At 58.8% G+C, this 17,485-nt stretch carries 10 protein-coding genes; 6 read left to right on the forward strand and 4 right to left on the reverse strand.

The genetic code is table 11. The features are described 5' to 3' along the window. Nucleotides 1-200: 200 nt before the first annotated feature. Complete coding sequence (locus OHL13_RS04725) at nucleotides 201-857, reverse strand: TetR/AcrR family transcriptional regulator (RefSeq protein WP_263408954.1); 657 nt, start codon at nucleotides 855-857, stop codon at nucleotides 201-203. Nucleotides 858-1,172: 315 nt separating this feature from the next. Between OHL13_RS04725 and OHL13_RS04730 the strand changes: the two genes are divergently transcribed. Next, nucleotides 1,173-2,804, forward strand: a complete 1,632-nt coding sequence (locus tag OHL13_RS04730; protein ID WP_263408955.1) for an oleate hydratase — start codon at nucleotides 1,173-1,175, stop codon at nucleotides 2,802-2,804. 38 nt (nucleotides 2,805-2,842) lie between these two features. On the opposite strand, the gene OHL13_RS04735 is transcribed toward OHL13_RS04730, so the two are convergent. After that, nucleotides 2,843-5,041 carry a DPP IV N-terminal domain-containing protein gene (locus tag OHL13_RS04735; RefSeq protein ID WP_263408956.1) on the reverse strand — a complete coding sequence of 733 codons (2,199 nt, stop codon included), beginning with the start codon at nucleotides 5,039-5,041 and terminating at the stop codon, nucleotides 2,843-2,845. Nucleotides 5,042-5,265: 224 nt separating this feature from the next. Between OHL13_RS04735 and OHL13_RS04740 the strand changes: the two genes are divergently transcribed. The 3 genes from OHL13_RS04740 (at nucleotide 5,266) to bglX (ending at nucleotide 12,611) form a co-directional block, all read left to right on the forward strand. Beyond that, nucleotides 5,266-8,757 (forward strand): TonB-dependent receptor, encoded by a 3,492-nt coding sequence (locus OHL13_RS04740; protein WP_263408957.1) that lies wholly within the window; start codon nucleotides 5,266-5,268, stop codon nucleotides 8,755-8,757. Nucleotides 8,758-8,999: 242 nt separating this feature from the next. Further along, a complete protein-coding gene (locus tag OHL13_RS04745; RefSeq protein ID WP_263408958.1) occupies nucleotides 9,000-10,256 on the forward strand; it encodes a glycoside hydrolase family 30 protein in 1,257 nt (418 codons plus the stop codon). 69 nt (nucleotides 10,257-10,325) lie between these two features. Further along, nucleotides 10,326-12,611, forward strand: a complete 2,286-nt coding sequence (gene bglX / locus OHL13_RS04750) for a beta-glucosidase BglX (RefSeq protein WP_263408959.1) — start codon at nucleotides 10,326-10,328, stop codon at nucleotides 12,609-12,611. 91 nt (nucleotides 12,612-12,702) lie between these two features. Here the strand turns inward: bglX and OHL13_RS04755 are convergent, their stop codons facing one another. Continuing rightward, nucleotides 12,703-15,042, reverse strand: a complete 2,340-nt coding sequence (locus tag OHL13_RS04755) for a xanthine dehydrogenase family protein molybdopterin-binding subunit (protein WP_263408960.1) — start codon at nucleotides 15,040-15,042, stop codon at nucleotides 12,703-12,705. Then, nucleotides 15,042-15,566, reverse strand: coding sequence for a (2Fe-2S)-binding protein (locus tag OHL13_RS04760; RefSeq protein WP_263408961.1), 525 nt, complete (start codon nucleotides 15,564-15,566; stop codon nucleotides 15,042-15,044). Before OHL13_RS04760 ends, OHL13_RS04755 begins: the two co-directional genes overlap by 1 nt. Before the next feature lie 284 nt (nucleotides 15,567-15,850). On the opposite strand from OHL13_RS04760, the gene OHL13_RS04765 reads away from it, so the two are divergent. Both OHL13_RS04765 and OHL13_RS04770 read left to right on the forward strand, forming a co-directional pair. Continuing rightward, on the forward strand, nucleotides 15,851-16,633 hold the full coding sequence (locus OHL13_RS04765) for a coiled-coil domain-containing protein (RefSeq protein ID WP_263408962.1): 783 nt from the start codon (nucleotides 15,851-15,853) through the stop codon (nucleotides 16,631-16,633). After that, on the forward strand, nucleotides 16,623-17,411 hold the full coding sequence (locus OHL13_RS04770; RefSeq protein ID WP_263408963.1) for a tetratricopeptide repeat protein: 789 nt from the start codon (nucleotides 16,623-16,625) through the stop codon (nucleotides 17,409-17,411). Before OHL13_RS04765 ends, OHL13_RS04770 begins: the two co-directional genes overlap by 11 nt. The last annotated feature ends 74 nt before the right edge of the window (nucleotides 17,412-17,485 follow it).

Below are 17,485 nucleotides of genomic sequence, written 5' to 3' on the forward strand. Positions count from 1 at the left end.
AGCCGGCTGGCCCGCCGCAGTTGGCGGCTTGCGGCGATACGATCCAACAGTGCAAGCCGCTCTTCCGGACTCGCAACTTCCGATACTCCCTCTCCGATCACACACCAGTATCTCACTGATCCGCGAAGGTGGTTACGGTTACGAGAAATGCAGTGCGAGAGTGCTTCCGATAGAGCGGTAAGTCTCTATTGAAAGCGGCACTATGTGGCCGAAATCCCCAGGCATCGCTTGACGGAGCTGATGGCGAAGTGATCCTGCTTGCCGTAGGGTAGACGACGGCTCAGCGGGCCGGCCGCACTTAAGGTGATCATGCCGTGCAGGAACGACCAGATCGTGACGGTTCGTTCTGAAACCTGTTCCTGTGTGAGCTGGGCGTTGTGCTGGCTGATGAGTGTACAGATCAGATCAAAGCTCCGGTTTGCCGCTGCCCGCAGCTCTGGAGTCAACGCCGCGGAGACCTCCGGAAGGAACATGGCGGTGTAATAGCCCTTTTCGCGGCGGGCGAACCCCAGATAGGCCAGGGTCAGAGCTTCAATCTGGAGGGAGTACTCGCTGCTTTGTTGCGATGCCCGGACAAACTCATCGTGCAGATGACCATAGCCATCCACGGCAAGAGAGACAAGCAGCCCTGTACGGTCTTTGAAGTGATGGTACGGAGCGCCGGTGGTCACACCGAGTCTGCGAGCAAGGTCGCGAAAAGACAGCAGATGGGCATCCGGACCGGAGAGAACTTCCAGGGTCGCGCGCTTGAGCGCCTGGGGCAGGTCTCCATGATGATATGCGGAAGCGCGGCGAGTCTTGACGCGGGGAGCTTTGGTCGTTGAAGACGCTTTTCCCTTGGAGGCTTGTATCGGCACAGGAAACATTTTATACTTTCTAAGCGGTGCTTAGATAATGTTTCAAGCTCCTTCCCACTCGCGCTTCGTGCAGGTTTTACCTGTACCGCGCGGTGTGCGTGCTGCCGCTCTTAAGGCCCATACGGCCTCTCCCTGGCAATCCAGACGATCCTTTCCAAGGGGTGTGCGATGACAAAGTCCGCTCTCGACTGGTTCTTATCCCCGTTCACGATTGACATTGTGTTGGACTTCACCGTGCAGTCCGGCGATCTTCTGAATCACAGAACCCACCTCATGCTCGGCTGTTCGGGCCAATAACTGTAAGGAGAATTGACGATGGCGGATTTGCAAAAGGAACAGGCACAGGAACGTGCGCGCAATGCTGATCGCAGCCGTACGCACTTTTATTTAGTCGGCGGTGGAATCGCTTCGCTTGCGGCTGCGGCATTTCTGATTCGCGATGGCGGCATTCCCGGAAGCAACATCACGATCTTTGAAGAGCTTGATCGTTTAGGCGGAAGCCTGGACGGCGCCGGTTCGCCAGAGCAGGGGTACGTGGTTCGTGGCGGGCGCATGATGGAGTCCAAGTATCTCTGCACCTATGACCTGTTTTCTTCCATTCCCACGCTGGACCGCACGCGCACGGTCACCCAGGAGATTTTTGAATGGAACGAGATCATCAAGACGCATTCGCATTCCAGGCTTTTGCGCGACGGACAGCCGATCAATGCTCCGGAGTTTGAGCTGACAGAGAAGCAGATTCTGAAGATCGAATGGCTGATCGTCGAGCCAGAAGAGCTGCTGGGCAAAACGAGCATTGCCGACCAGATGGGAGAAGAGTTCTTCAAGACAAACTTCTGGCTGATGTGGGCCACGACGTTTGCCTTTCAGCCATGGCATAGCGCGGTGGAGTTCAAGCGTTACCTGGCCCGCTTCACGCACATGGTGCAGGGCTTCAACCAACTGCACGGCATTATGCGCACGGTGATGAACCAGTACGACTCTTTGGTGCGTCCGCTGCAGCAGTTCCTGGCGGAGCGCAATGTGAACTTTGTGCTGAATAGCAGGGTTGCCGATCTTGAGTTTGGCAAATCAGCGAGTGGCGAGAACGTTGTTACGTCCATCCTGCTGAAGAAGGCAGGAGCGCAGGAAACGATCAAACTTGGGGAACTGGATCAAGTGATCGTGACTCTGGGATCGATGACCGAAGCCTCGGCCCTCGGGAGCAACGAAACTTCTGCGGCGCTGAAAGGCAAGCGTGACGGCGGTGCATGGACGCTGTGGGAGAATATTGCGAAGGGAAGGCCGGAGTTCGGCCGCCCCGAGGTCTTTACGGACCACATCCAGGAATCGAAATGGGTCTCCACGACAACGACTCTTTATGATCATCGCTTTGTCGAGTACGTGAAGAACCTTACGGGCAATATTCCCGGCGAAGGCGGTCTGGTGACCTTTACGGACTCCAACTGGTTCTGCTCGATTGTGGTTCCGGCACAGCCCCATTTTGCCAATCAGCCGGAAGATGTGGATGTCTTCTGGGGATATGGTCTGTTTGTGGACAAGCCCGGCAACTTCGTGAAGAAGCCGATGCAGGAGTGTACCGGCAAAGAGATCTTTGAAGAGTTCCTCGGACATCTTCACGTACCGGAAGATCTTAAGCGATCCATCCTTGAAAACTCGAAAACGATTCCCTGCATGATGCCGTTTATCACCAGCCAGTTTCTGCGACGCGAGACCGGAGACCGTCCCGATGTTCTGCCGAAGGGATGGAAGAACCTTGCGTTCACGGGACAGTTCTGTGAGCAGCCGGATGACGTCGTCTTTACCGTAGAGTATTCCGTCCGGAGTGCCGCCAATGCTGTCTACGGTCTTCTGGGTCTGGACCGCAAACCGCCCGCGGTCTACAAGGGGCAGTATGATCCTCGCGTTCTCTACAAGGCTTTCAAGGGGCTGCACGATCTTACGTAATGTGGAGGCCTCCCTAAAGGGAGGCCTCGTCGCCTCTGCTAACGCGAGACAGCTTCGGCGAGTGTGATGTGGCGGCCGATGTCCCGCTCCTGTGTCAGCAGCAGTGTGCGACCGTCTTTGAAGACCGACATGCCCTGGTAGGGAGGCGGAGTCAGTTGCAGGGTTGCGAGAACCCGCGATTGCCGCGTCTCCGGATCAAGCACGCGAATCACTGCCGGGGAGACGGTCGTATCGAGGGCATATATCCCGGTCGCTGTTACCTGCCAGTATCCCCAATAGCCTGCGGCAGGAACCGATGCCACCTGCGTCTCATCGCCGCCATTGGTAGGAACGCGCCAAAGGCCTGCCTCGTCCCCGCGGGTGAAGTAGAGCCACTTTCCATCGGGAGACTCCAGGGGAACGATGCCATCATCACGTGTGACCGGCTGCGGCTCGCCACCGTCTGCAGCCACCTTCCAGACCTGCCATCTTCCACCGCGGTTTGAGCGGAAGTAAACCGTGCTGTCGTTGGCGGACCAGCGGGGAACAATGTCATTGACGTTGCCAAAGGTCAGTTGCCGCGCTTTGCCGCCTGCTGCCGGAATGACGAAGATATGCGAATGACCATCGGGGCGTGAGTCGTAGAGAATCTGGTCTCCGTGGTGAGACCATGACGGGCTTCCGGTGACGGGGCCATTGGCCGCGGTGAGTTGGCGGAGCTTATCGCCATGGATCGACGATATCCAGATCTCCTGGCTGCCGGAACGGCCCGACTGGAAGGCGAAGGAAGAATCATCCGGCGACAGGGTAGGAGCCGAGTCTTCCTGTGTGGAGGAGAGAACGATCTGCTGTGCTGCTGGTTTTCCCGCGAGCTGAACCTGGTCAATGCTCCACAGCGCGGAGCCATGGGTATAGGCCAACTGGGAAGGAAGGGGACCGGCGGCTGGTTGGGTGGCGTCCTCGGTGCCTACGGGCATGCGCGCAGGCACCGAGTCTTTCAGGCCGATTCGCCACAGGGAAAATCTTCCGGCGCGGTTGGAAGAGAAGATGAGGTGCTGGCTGTCGCGATCCCAGGTAAAGCTGTCGATGTTGACGCGATCGTGCGTCAGTTGCTGGATGGGGCCGTCCGGCAGCTGCTTGATGAAGAGGTCGCGAACTGCGGTTTCACTGGCGCGGATGAAGGCGACGCGTTTTCCATCAGGGGAGTAGGCCGGGGCGAGGTCCCCCTCGGCTCCGGCTGGAGGCGAAGTAATGGGCTGCGTGCGCAGTGTCGCCAGCTCAAGCTGGTAGATGGAGGAGCTGGCCGCTTCGCCCATGTGGTCAGGGAAGGCCAGGGTGGCGCCGTCAGCAGACCATGTGAGCGCACGCTGGTCCCAGTCGCTGGCTGCTTGCGGGATGAAGATCTTGCGCGGCGCGCTGTTCCCGGTGACGGGTGAGATATAGATCCCGAGTCCTGCCGAAGAGCGGCCCAGGTAAGCGATACGTTTGCCATCCGGTGCCCAGACCGGGCTGAACTGCTCGGCAGGATCCTGGTTCAGCTCGCGGGAGGCTTCACTTCCAATCTGCTTAATGTAGATACGCCTCGAGCCGTCCGCAGGAGAGGTGCGGGCATAGGCGATGAATTGTCCGTCCGGAGAGAACGAGGGCTGCGTCTGCTCCCCGGCATCTCCCGTGAAGGCAGAGGTCTTCAGCATCGCTGCGTCGGAGACGGCCGGATGATTTCTTTGCCACAGAAGAGCGGCCCCACCGATGAGCAGGATCGTGACCGCAAGCAGGGGAAGAGCCCATGCGGGCCGCGAGCGTTTGCCTTGCGGGAGGATGGGGTGAGAGGGAACGGGTGCGGCTTCGATCTCCGGCATTGGGGCAGCAGAGGGTAGCAGGACCTCCCCCGGCAGAGACGGAGACAGGGAATCCGCAGACGCTTCTGTCTCGCTCAGCTCCGTAATGGGGGCGACCAACCGATAGCCGACTTTGGGCACCGTCTGGATAAAGCGTGGCTCGTGAGCATCGTCTTCCGTGATGCGGCGGAGGATTGAGATGCAGCGGGTCAGGGCGTCATCGCTGACAAAGGTATTTGGCCAGACCGCGGCGATGAGTTCTTCCTTGGTGTAGACATGCCCCGGCTGCAGGGCGAGCGTCAGAAGAACCTTCATCACTTTTGGTTCGAGGTGGCGCTCTACATCATCCTTAACCAGGAGATTGGCCTCGGGAAGAATCGTCCATTCGCCAGCCCGGAACGGTAATCGCTTATCTTGCACTGTCTGAAACCGCTATATCTAAATCAATAAAAATAAAAGACTTAACATCCATCAGAAAACCATCAGACAAATATCGGGCAATCATCGGGACGATCGTATGACGCGATCCATACCGTTTGGGACGCTCTTGTTCTACCGATTTGGAGGTCGTTTTGTACAACTCTGAAATACCTATTTCTACGCAGCCGGCGCCACGATGGCTGGGCCGGGCACCTCAGAAGCTCATGCTCTGGGTCCTCATTATTTTATGCGGTTTTGGACTCACTCTGCCGGGAAGCGCCCAGGTCACCTCGGGTACCATCTTCGGCACAGTGCAGGACACCACGGGTGCGGTGATCCCCAACGCAAAGGTTGTGGTTACGGCGCCGGCGATTGGCGTGACGCGCACCATCAACTCCGAAGGCAACGGAACCTTCTCGCTGCCGAATCTTCCCGCGGGCACCTACCAGATGACGGTTACCGCCACGGGGTTTGCGACCCTGGTGAAGGACGGTATTGTGCTGAACTCGGCTGACCGGTTGAACGCCGGTTCGCTGGCCCTGAACGTCGGCGCGGAGACGACCACCGTGAGTGTGGAGGCCGATAGCGGGCAGCTCCAGATCCAGGCAAGCTCGGGAGAGCGCTCGGACCTGATCACGGGCAAACAGATGAATGACATCGCCCTGAACGGTCGTAACGTGCTGGATCTTCTGCGCGTGATCCCCGGTGTTTCGGGTACGGGTTCGTTCGGCGCCTCCGGTACGGGCGGTCTGGACACCTACTCGGTGAACGGAACCCGCACGAACCAGCATGAGTTCACGATGGACGGATCTTCGAACGTCGACTCAGGCAACAATGGCGGAACGCACGTCACCATGAACACGGACGCCATTGCCGAAGTGAAGGTACTGACCTCCAACTACCAGGCCGAATTTGGCAAGGCGGGTGGCGGTTCGATTATCGTCACCTCGCGTGGAGGCACCAACGACTTCCACGGCAATGCCCACTTCTTCCACCGCAACGAAGGCATGAATGCCAACGACTGGGTGAGCAACCATAACGGTACGGCGAAGCAGCTGTTCCGCTACAACACCTTCGGCTACCAGGTCGGCGGCCCGGTGCTGAAGAACAAGCTCTACTTCTTCTTCTCCAACGAGTACTATCGTCAGCTTGTACCGGGTTCCATCATCCAGTACCGTACGCCCACGGCGGCTGAGCGCGCCGGCGATTTTTCGCAGAGCGTGGACAGCAGCGGCAATGCTCTGCAGATCTACAACCCGGCTACCGGCACACAGTTCACGGGGAACCGTCTTACCTCCGCGCAGATGACACCGGCGCAGCAGGCGGCTTTCGCGCAGATCCAGCGGGTGCTGGCGCTTTATCCTCTGCCGAACGTAAGCGGCAACAACACCTATAACCGGCAGGACCCTACCTCCTCCACGCATCCGCGTACGGAGTACATTGGCCGTGTCGACTACCAGATCACGCCGACCGAGCGCATCTTTGCCCGCTACATCAATAACCGTGACGAGCAGACCGGCCCCATCGGCAGCTTCGGCCTGCCCTGCAGCGGCAGCCTGCTGATTCCCGGTGGCTGCACGAACCGTCAGCCGGGCTGGAACCTCTCCGTTGACCTGACGAGCACCCTGCGCTCAAACCTGGTCAACGAGGTTAGCGTTGGACCGAGTGTGTACAGCTCGCGCACCCAGGGAAACAACGGCAACCTTTCCGTTCTTGCCAACAACATCAACCTGCCCTCGCTGTACCCGGTCACCGGCGATACGTCGATTCCTGACCTCTCGTTCAGCGGCAACGGTGCAAACTATGCCTCCACATACTTTGGCGCAACGCCATGGCGTCAGGCGGCAACCACGATCAACGCCAACGACAACCTGAGCTGGATCATCCACAGCCACACCCTGAAGTTCGGTGCCTTCTACCAGCGCTCGCGTAAGGACCAGATTGCGTGGGGCAACTCGAATGGACAGTTCAGCTTCAGCAACTGCTCCACCGGCCAGGGAGGCTGCGTCTCCGGCGTCAGCTCGAACCAGGGTTCTCCGATTGCCAGCGCGCTGCTGGGTTATTTCCAGAACTACGCGCAGTCCAGCGCGCGTCCGGTGGGCTACTTCCGCTACAACCAGTTCGAGTTTTATGCGCAGGACACCTGGCAGGTTACCCCGCGCCTGACGCTCGACTACGGTGTTCGCTTTGTCTACATTCCTCCGCAGTACGATGCGAAGAACCAGATCGCACTGTTCACGCCATCCGCCTATGACCCGTCTTCCGCTGTGCAGATCGACACGAGTGGCAACGTTGTTCCCAATACCGGCAACCGTTTGAATGGTATGACCTATGCCTCGAACGGCACACTGCCGAAGGGTGGATGGAACAGCCAGGGCATTATGCCGGAGCCGCGTTTGGGCTTCGCATGGGACTTCCGCGGTGACCACAAGGGCGTTCTGCGTGGTGGCTTCGGAACCTCGCATGACCGCTCGCAGGGCAACCTGGTCTTCAACACGGTCTTCGGCAACCCGGCCGTGGTGACCACGCCGAACATCTATAACAGCACGCTGGCCAACATCTCTTCGACTGCCGTCGCGGCAAACACCGGTGTTCTGAACGGTATCTACGGTGCCGACGTCTCCGGGCAGGTGCCGGTGACGTACAGCTATTCGCTGGGGGTACAGCGCGAGATTGGTGCCGGTATCACACTGGATGTTTCCTACGTTGGCAACGTGTCGCGCCACCAGGTAACAGCGCGTGACCTGAATACCATTCCTTACGGAACGACGTTTACGCGCGCGGCACAGAACCCGGCGAACTTTGCAGGTGGTGTTGTGCCGGCGGTTGAGCCGAACCTTCCCCCGGAGTATGCCGCGGCTGGTTATAACTTCAGCGGTCAATACGCGTACGCGCAGAACTACCTGTCGCCCTACAAGGGATACGGCCAGTTGGAGTACTACAAGTTCGACGGCACCTCCAACTACAACTCGCTGCAGGTTTCGGTGCAGAAGCGTTACAACCGCAACCTGACCTTTGGCGGCTTCTATACGTGGTCGAAGGCTCTGACGACCTCCACCTCGGATGAAAGCTTTGTCGATCCTTTCAACCCGCGCAAGTACAGCTATGGTGTTGCTGGCTTTGACCGCCGGCATGTTGCCGCCATCAACTACGTCTACAGCCTGCCGAACTTCTCGCAGCTTTTCCATGCCCCGCACTGGACCTCGTATGCCTTGGATGGTTTCCAGCTTTCGGGTTTGGCGAGCATTCAAAGTGGGGCGCCCGTGATGAATGCTCTGTGGTATCCGGCCAACCAGTTGACCGGTGGATCGCAGTGGAGCAAGGTGCCTCCGGCATATGTTGGAGTGGATGCTCAGGGCAACCTGTTGAAGCCGACGATCGGTCAGCCGACACTCTCTGGACGCGGAAGCCTGCGCCAGGGTGGTCTGGTGACGTGGGATCAGTCGATCTTCAAGAACTTCAACATCGGTGCGGAGGGCAAGGGACGCTATGTCCAGCTCCGTGGAGAGTTCTTCAACATCCTCAACCATCCCAACATTGCAACGCGTGACTACAGCGCGAACGTGACGCTGCCCAGCTATAACAGCAGCACCGGATCGTTCACTCCGCTGTCGGTTACCAAGAGCACCAACTGGGGTCAGCCAACCGCAAGCTTCAATCCTGCTGGTCCGGGTGGACCGCGCGTGATTCAGCTGGCTGCGAAGGTCTACTTCTAAACCGCATCTGTTGCATCTCCACCGGGCCTTCAGCGATGCTGAAGGCCCGCTTGTATCGCTGTCTTTTTCTTTGAGGTCTTGTGCGCGCTCATCTTTTATTTCTCTCCGCCACCCTGCTCTCGCTTGCACTGCCTGTCCCTTCGCAAACAGTGTCGTCTTTTCAGACCTCCGCGGATGGCAGCAGGGAACTTGCAAAGCAACCGGTCTTACACTTCTCCTCGCGTTCGACGAAGGAAGAGAGTGTGCTGACGATTGACGTCGACGGCAGCCAGCGTTTCCAGAGCATGGATGGATTTGGCGGCTCTATTACAGATGGGACAGCATGGCTGCTCGACAAGCAGGTCTCGCCGGATGTCCGTAACCGTGTGATGACGGCACTGTTCGACCCGAAGCACGGCATCGGGCTCAGCTTCCTGCGGCAGCCTCTTGGCTCGACGGATCTCTCCCGCTCGCCCTCCACATACGATGATGTTCCCACGGGTGAGGAAGATTTCGCGCTGCGCCACTTCTCCATTGAGCACGACCGGGAATCGATTCTGCCGATTGTGCGCCAAGCACTTGCATTGAATCCTGCAATCACGGTGATGGGGAGTCCATGGAGCGCCCCCGCATGGATGAAAAGCAACGGCTCCCTCAACGGAGGCCAACTGCGCGAAGATGCCATGCCGGCTTTTGCGAAGTATCTTGTCCGCTCGATTGAGGCATACAAGGCGGAAGGTGTGCCCCTGCGGTACCTGACGGTGCAGAATGAGCCGCTGTATGAGACGAAGGATTACCCAGGAACGCTGATGCTTGCACCGCAGGCGGCAGCATTGATTGGGAAGAACCTTGGGCCGGAGCTGAAGCAGGCGAAGCTCAACACCATGGTGCTTGCCTATGATCACAACTGGGATCACCCAGAGTATCCGCTCTCCCTGCTCTCAAATCCTTCCGCCGAGCCGTATCTCGCAGGATCGGCGCTGCATTGCTACGGAGGCAATGTCAGCGCGCAGAGCGAGATTCACAAGCAGTTTCCGCAGAAGGGCATCTGGATGACGGAGTGCTCCGGCGGTACATGGGACCAGGAGCCTGCGTTGATCAAGTCATCGCGATTACTGATTGAGTCGACGCGCAATTGGGCGAAGGCGGTGTCGCTGTGGGGGCTTGTGCTGGACTCAAAGCATAACCCGCACTCCGGCGGCTGCGGAACCTGCCGCGGCCTGGTTACGCTTGACCTGCATAGCTCGCCTGTAAAAGTCACGTACACGGGCGACTATTATGCTCTTGGCCATGCCAGCAAATTTGTTCATCCCGGAGCTGTGCGGATTGCATCTTCATCGGAAGGCCGCGACGGCATTGAAACAGTCGCGTTTCAAAATGCGGATAAGAGTGTTGTTTTGATCGCGCTGAATAACCTGGCGCAAAGCAAGCAAATTCACGTAAGGTGGGCCGGGCGGGAGTTTGAAGCAGAACTTCCCGCGTCGACCGTCGCAACATATATCTGGCAACCCCGGAACTAACTTTTTGAGAGGTTGATACATCCTTTGAATCCCTTGCTATGCACCGGAAGACGACTGTTTGAGTCTGTCGTGAGCGCTGCCTTGCTGCTTACGCTTGTAGCACCATTGTCGGCGGAGAGCGTGCTGTCACCCAACGCACCACCGCCACCGCCTGCTGAGGCAGTTGCCTTTGCCAACAAGCTTCTGGCGAAGATGACGCTCGAAGAGAAGATCGGCCAGATGAGCCAGGTTGCGATGAATACCGATGATCGCAAGGGGGTTGAAGAGCAGATCAAGGCAGGCAAAGTTGGGTCACTGCTCTTCATCACCGATCCCGCAGAGGTCAATCGGCTGCAGAAGGTCGCGGTGGAACAGTCGCGGCTTCATATCCCATTGATCGTGGGCTTCGACGTGATTCATGGCTTCCGCACCATCTTCCCGGTGCCGCTCGGGATGGCTTCCTCGTGGGATCCGGCCCTGGTGGAACGTGCACAGTCGCTGGCTGCCCGTGAAGCGCGTTCCGTGGGCGTGCACTGGGCTTTTGGGCCGATGGTCGACATTGCCCGCGATCCGCGCTGGGGCCGCATCATGGAAGGCGCCGGCGAGGATCCGTACCTCGGTTCGGTGATTGCCGCAGCGCAGGTGCGTGGCTTCCAGGGGAAGGATTTATCGTCGAACGACAGCATCATTGCCTGCGTCAAGCACTTCGGCGGCTACGGAGCAGCCGTCGGAGGCCGTGATTACGACTCCTCCGACATCTCAGACAACCAGCTCTACAACGTTTATCTCCCGGCCTACCGCGCTGCGGTTTCCGCGGGTGCAGGCTCCGTGATGAGCGCGTACATGGACCTGAACGGCGTGCCTGCAACCGGCAATAAGTATCTGCTGACGGACACGCTGCGGAAGCAATGGAAGTTCCAGGGTTTTGTTGTCAGTGACTGGGAGTCCATCAAGAGCCTGACTACGCACGGCTTCTCCGCGGATGAATCGGACGCGGCGATTCGTGCCGTCAATGCCGGTGTGGATATGGAGATGACCAGCCACACCTATAACGATCATTTGCCCCAGGCTGCGCGCGAGCGCAAGGTCAGCGTCGCTACGATTGATGAGGCCACGCGCAGAATTCTGATCGCCAAGTATGAGCTGGGTCTGTTCAAAAATCCTTATGTCGATGCGGATCGTTCAAAGACGGTCATCGGTTCGCAGGAGATTCGCACTGCGGCACGCCACGCTGCCACGGAGGCTGCGGTGCTCCTGAAGAACGAGGGCAATCTTCTGCCACTGAAGCGCGACCTGCGGAAGGTCGCACTGATTGGACCTATGATCGACAGCAAGCAGGACACGCTGGGTTCGTGGAGCCTGGCAGGGGATGTGGCTTCGACGGTCACGTTGCTTGACGGCCTGAAGCATGCTTTGCCCTCGACAACGACGCTGCTGAGCACAAAGGGTGTTGAAATTGAGCGCGTTCAGCCGTCCATCTTCGATGCGCAGTTTGCCAGTCCCAAACCGCAGTTGAAGACCGATGCCGAACGTAAGCAGGAGTTTGACCATGCGATTGACCTGGTGAAGCAGGCCGATGTTACGGTGCTTGCGTTGGGTGAGACGCAGGCAATGAACGGCGAACGCGCCTCGCGCTCTTCGCTGACGCTGCCAGGCGAGCAGGAGCGCCTGCTGGAAGCGGCTGTGGCGACCGGCAAGCCGGTGGTGCTTGTGCTGATGACAGGTCGTCCGCTGAATATTACGTGGGCATCGCAGCATGTCCCTGCCATCCTGAATGTCTGGTATCCCGGTTCGGAAGGAGGCAACGCGGTTGCCGATCTGCTGTTGGGAGCGGCGAATCCTGGTGGCAAACTTACGGTCTCCTGGCCGGTGGATGTGGGTCAGGTTCCTGTCTTTTACGCGCGCCAGCTTACGCAAATTCCGGATCATCCGGAGACGCGTTACTGGGATGGATCGAGCATGCCGCTGTACTCGTTCGGCTATGGGCTTAGTTATTCTTCGTTCTCTATCACTGGCCTTACGCTGAACAAGACTGAGGCAGCGCCAGGGGATGTTCTTCATGCTTCCGTGGAGGTGGAGAACACTTCGGACCGTGAGGGGAGCGAGGTCATTCAGCTTTACACGCATCAGCGCGCGGGCAGCGCCTCGCGTCCGGTGCGGGAGCTGAAGGGATTCACGCGCGTAACATTGAAGGCGCACGAGCAACGCCGGGTGGACGTAACACTGAACACGCAGGACCTTGCATTCTGGAGCCCTCAAACTAAAACGGTCGCCGTAGAGCCGGGTGAGTTTGATCTTTGGGCAGGCGACAGCTCAGATGCCACGCTACATCAGAGCTTCCGGATCACGAGTATCTCTGCGATGAAGAAAAAGTAAGAGCGAGGCTCTTTACCAGCGCCGCATCATGAAACGAGGCCGCCGAAAGGTGGCCTCGTTTCATGCAGGTCGCAAGCGTGTGACCATCTCACTACGCTTTCATCATTTCCTTCACATATGCTGGCCGTAGCGGTAGCTTGCGCATCGGCTTTCCCGTGGCGTTGAACACCGCCGATGCAATGGCCGATGCTGCCAGCGCATTGGCCGCCTCGGAACCCTGGCCATAAGAACCAACCTCCGGACGATTCAGGAGAACAACATTCATCTCCGCCGGAATCTCGGCCATTGTAAGAATCGGATACGACATCCAGTCCTGCGCGGTGACGGCGCTTTCGTTGAAGGGCACTTCTTCATGGAGCGCGATGCTGATGCCCATCATGGCTCCGCCTTCAACCTGCCGCTTCAGTTGTTCGGGATTGACGACGATGCCGGGATCAACCACCATGGTGTACTTATCCACCTTGACGGCGCCGGTATCGAGCGTAACGATGACTTCGCACGCGCATCCCCAATAGGTTCCCGAACGAAGCATTGCCGAGACTCCACGGCCGCGCGCGGTTGCTCCGGTAGGCGCGACCTGTTTTGGCTGTGACTTCCAGCCTGTCTCCTTCTGTAGCCGTTTCAAAACGGTAATCAGCCGCTCTTCCTTTGCGTGGTCGATGCGGAACTGCAGGGGATCGGCACCCGCCAATGCCGCGGCTTCGTTCATCGCCATCTCGCGTGGAAAGTTCTGCTGGAACTGCGTTGGTGTTCGCATGCTGTGGTCACGCAGACCGATTGCCAGGGGAGACTCTTTCTGTCCGACCTGGTAGGTGCCGTGGCAGCGCTCATCCAGGTTCGCAACGGTGTCGTACAGCCATGCATCCGAACTGCCGTTGGCGATGGTATTCAGCATGGTGCCTTTCTCACTCGGAGCGCTCATGGCAGGCAGCCCCGCGAGAACGGCCCCGATGGGGCGATCATCCTGCATGGCCGGCTGATAGTGATCGATCTCATAGGCCACGATCTTGCCATGAGTGTCGAGCCCGATTTTGACATCGGCATAGGCCGCCGGAGACTGCGTGGACCACTGCATCTCATCGTTGCGCATCCACTGGACGCGCACAGGCTTGCCAAGCTCCTTCGACAGGATGACGGCTTCATCTTCGGCGCCAGCGTTTCCGCCGTTCGAGCGTCCATAATGCCCGGCGCCTGCATATGTTTTTACGACAACCTTATCCACGGTCGTACCCAGCATCAGCGCCATCTGGCCTCGAAGAGCCTGCGCATTCTGCGTGTGGGTATGGATGGTCACAGAGCCATCCGGGCGGTAATCGGCGACTGCCAGCGTCGGTCCGATGGGCGCGTGCTTCCAATAGGGAAGCTGGTACGTTGCTTCCAGCGTCTTCGCTACTCCCTGGAATCCGGCTGCGATATTGCCTTTGCTCTTGCGGCTTTTCTGTACAGGAGCTGTTTTCCAGTCGGCGTTCTGGCGCAGGTGATCGAAGAGCTTCGCTTTTCCGGGCAGACCCTTCCATTCTGACCATTTAGTGTTGCCGGCGACCTGCCACGAGGCCTGCACGGCCTCCCACTCGGTGGGAGCGACTACCGCGACCATGTCACCTTTTACGATGACCTGGGCATTCGGATATTTGGTCTTATCGACTTTGCCAGCTTCAACCAGCCGCGAGCCCAGGGTGTTGGGATGCACCACGCGCGCATGCAGCATGCCCGGCAGCTTGACGTTCGTCACCCACAGCTCATCGGCCTTCACCTTGGAAGTGACAATACTGTTCTTGAATGACTTGCCGACCACCTTGTAGGAGCTTGCAGGCTTCAAAGGGGGATTGCCACCAACGCGCAGGCCGAAGATGCTGGTCAATTCGCCACTGACGGGAATCGTCAGACTCAGGTTCCGATTCCTGACAAGCTCACCGTAAGTGATCGATTTGCCGCCGCCGGAGACTACTCCGTCGCTGGTGACGAGCTGGCTGGCTGGTACGCCCAGCTTCTCCGATGCGAGTTGCAGCAGCGCCTGTCTGGTATAAGCGGCGGCCTTGCGGATGTTTGGGATGCCTTCTCCCAGCAGGCCAAATGTGCCTCCACCCTCAGGCGTGGTATCCGTATCGGCGGAAATCACCGTATCAATAGCTTCAAAGGAAACATCCAGCTCGTCCGCAACAATCTGACGATAGGCCGTATAGATTGTGCCCTGACCGAAGTCACTCTTCCCGGTACGGAACAGGACAGTATTGTCCGGTCGAATCTCGATCCACGATTCCGGCAGGGATGCGTCGAAGGCATTGCCGTCTTCCCGTAAAGCCGCAGCACTGGCGATGCCCGGCTTCAGCAGACCAAGGCCCACAACAAGGGCTCCGCCGGCGCGAACGAAGCTGCGGCGGCTCAGCTTTGCACCATAGATGTCTGTCATCTGTTCCAGTAGGTGTTCCATTACACGCCTCCCTTGGTCATAAGCGTTGAGGCAAATCGCACGGCATCCACGATGGCGATGTAGCTTCCGCAACGGCAGAGATGCGCAGAAGGACCATCCGTCGTAAAAGCGCCTTTGATCTCTTCCATGCTGGGGTTTGGTTTGCTCTCAAGCAGTTCGGTGGCTTTGATCATCATGCCGCTCTGGCAGAAGCCGCACAGCGGTACCTGTTGTTCGATCCAGGCCTGCTGCACCGGATGCAGTGTCTTTTCCGCGTCTGCTGCGCTCAGGTGGTTCCGTGCCGCCCAGCGGAGTGGAAGTCCCTCGAGCGTAGTTACTTCCTTGCCTTCGGCCATCATCGCCGGGGTAATGCAGGAGCGGACTTCCTTGCCGTCCAGCAGTACCGAGCAAGCTCCGCACTGGGCAAGTCCGCAACCAAACTGCGGGCTGTTCACATCCAGCTCATTCCGCAATACGTACAGCAAAGGTGTATCCGGGGGCGACTGCACATCGCGGCTCTTCCCATTCACAGTGATCTTCAACATGGACTTTCCTCCACACCCTGGCAGGTGGCTCCTTCCATGGGAGGCTGCGCCGGTGGCTCCGCGCCCTTGGGAATGCAGAGGGAATCGGCGATTCCGCATGGAATTCTGTGCATGAGGGTACAGCAGCATGATCCTCAGAATCCACCGCAGTAACAGGTTCTGCATGGAATTGGCGGATGGTGAATGTCTTTGGCGCGCTTTGCTGCCGGGTGAGTCAAAAGCACCCCCGGTAGAGCAGGGGAGTTCATTTCGATAAACTGGAATCTCCGCCCGACGGAAGCCGTATGCCCGCTGAAATCATCCTCCAGGAAACGCCGGACGCCGCCGCACTTGTTGACAAGCGCGAGCAGCTTGCCGCTGTTCGTACGACGCTTGCTGAGCGTGAATCGGAGCTTGCCCAGCTTCGTGCCCAACTCAAAGCATTCGAAGACCGTTACTTCCGCCAGGTTGGCGTTCTTTACGCGGTACTGGATGAACTGGAAGCACGCATCGCCGAGCGCGAGGTGGACCTTTATGACTCCGATGCTGCCCGCAGTAGGGCTAAGGAAGCTCGCCAGCGTGCGCAGGAGACGCGGGATGCCGCACTGGGCCATGATCCTGAGGCCGAAGAGTTCGATCCGCCGCCTAGCCTCAAAACCCTGTTTCGCGATGTCGCCAAGCGTATTCACCCCGACTTCGCGCGCGATGAGGCCGAGCAGCAGCACTTCACCCTGTTGATGGCACGGGCCAATCAGGCTTATCGCAGGGGAGATATCGAGGTTCTGCAGCGCCTGCTCGATGATTACCGCGAGATCAGCTCCTCCATTGCCGGAGAGGATGCCGCCACGGAGCTGCTGCGTCTTACGCGCCAGATCCAGCATGCGCAGCGTGACATCGCAAACCTGGATGCGGAGCAGCACACACTGATGGCCAGCGAAATAGGTCAACTCCACCTGGACACGGAAGCCGCCGCAGGCGAGCACCGTGACCTGCTGACGGAGCTCGCCACCAGTCTCCGCGACCAGATTGCCGACGCGAAGTACCGCTTCGAGTTCGTAACCCGCCAGATCTACGCCCATGGACGATAAAACCAAGCCCGGCCTGCAGCACACCCCGACCGGTAACGGCCTGTCGCTCCATTCCACGCGTTCGAGCATTGTTGCGCGCGGCCGTCGGGATGCCGGGAGTGCAGCCGCGAACCCGCACTACCGGCAGGGTGTCACTGCGTATGGCGCTGGCAACTTCACGGATGCCGTAGCCAGCTTCCGCCTGGCTGCCGAGCAGGGCCATGCCGAGTCGCAGTACCTGCTCAGCACGATGTACGACGAGGGGCAGGGTGTGTCGCAGGACACGGCGCAGGCCGCCTATTGGGAGCGCAAGGCCGCCGAACAAGGACACGCCTACGCGCAGGCCAATCTCAGCTACCGTTACTACACTGCGAACGACTTTGCAGAAGCATTCGCATGGTGTCAGCGCGCAGCCCACAGCAAACTGGCCTGGGCGCAATACAATCTCGGCCTCATGCATCACAAGGGCGAAGGCGTTCCGCCGAACAATACCGAAGCCGCTTTCTGGTACCGTTTAGCCGCGAATCAGAACTTTCCTGAGGCACAGCAGAAGCTGGCTGATCTTTATTACATCGGGCAGGGTGTTCCGCACAGCTATGCCAAGGCTGCGGAGTGGTATCGCAAAGCCGCCGCGCAGGGCAACGCGGAGGCCCAGTTTCAGCTTGGCCATCTTTATTACTTCGGTCAGGGTGTGGAACATGACTACACCCAGTCCCGCCACTGGACACGGCAGGCAGCGCTGAAGGGGCACGAGCAGGCGATCCGCGAACTGAAAAAGCGCGAATACCGCGACCCGTAAGACCCCTCCACGTCAAAGATGTAAGGGTGTGCTACACTCTGGTTCGTGCGTAACGTATTCCAGCACTGTAGCTG

The sequence above is a fragment of the Terriglobus tenax genome (assembly GCF_025685395.1).
GTDB classification, from domain to species: Bacteria; Acidobacteriota; Terriglobia; order Terriglobales; family Acidobacteriaceae; genus Terriglobus; species Terriglobus tenax.

Excerpts from the sequence above, each read along its gene's own strand:
- OHL13_RS04760 (WP_263408961.1), bottom strand. The coding sequence starts at position 15,566 with ATGTTGAAGATCACTGTGAATGGGAAGAGCCGCGATGTGCAGTCGCCC.
- OHL13_RS04755 (WP_263408960.1), bottom strand. The coding sequence starts at position 15,042 with ATGGAACACCTACTGGAACAGATGACAGACATCTATGGTGCAAAGCTG.
- OHL13_RS04740 (WP_263408957.1), top strand. The coding sequence starts at position 5,266 with ATGCTCTGGGTCCTCATTATTTTATGCGGTTTTGGACTCACTCTGCCG.
- OHL13_RS04765 (WP_263408962.1), top strand. The coding sequence starts at position 15,851 with ATGCCCGCTGAAATCATCCTCCAGGAAACGCCGGACGCCGCCGCACTT.
- OHL13_RS04730 (WP_263408955.1), top strand. The coding sequence starts at position 1,173 with ATGGCGGATTTGCAAAAGGAACAGGCACAGGAACGTGCGCGCAATGCT.
- OHL13_RS04770 (WP_263408963.1), top strand. The coding sequence starts at position 16,623 with ATGGACGATAAAACCAAGCCCGGCCTGCAGCACACCCCGACCGGTAAC.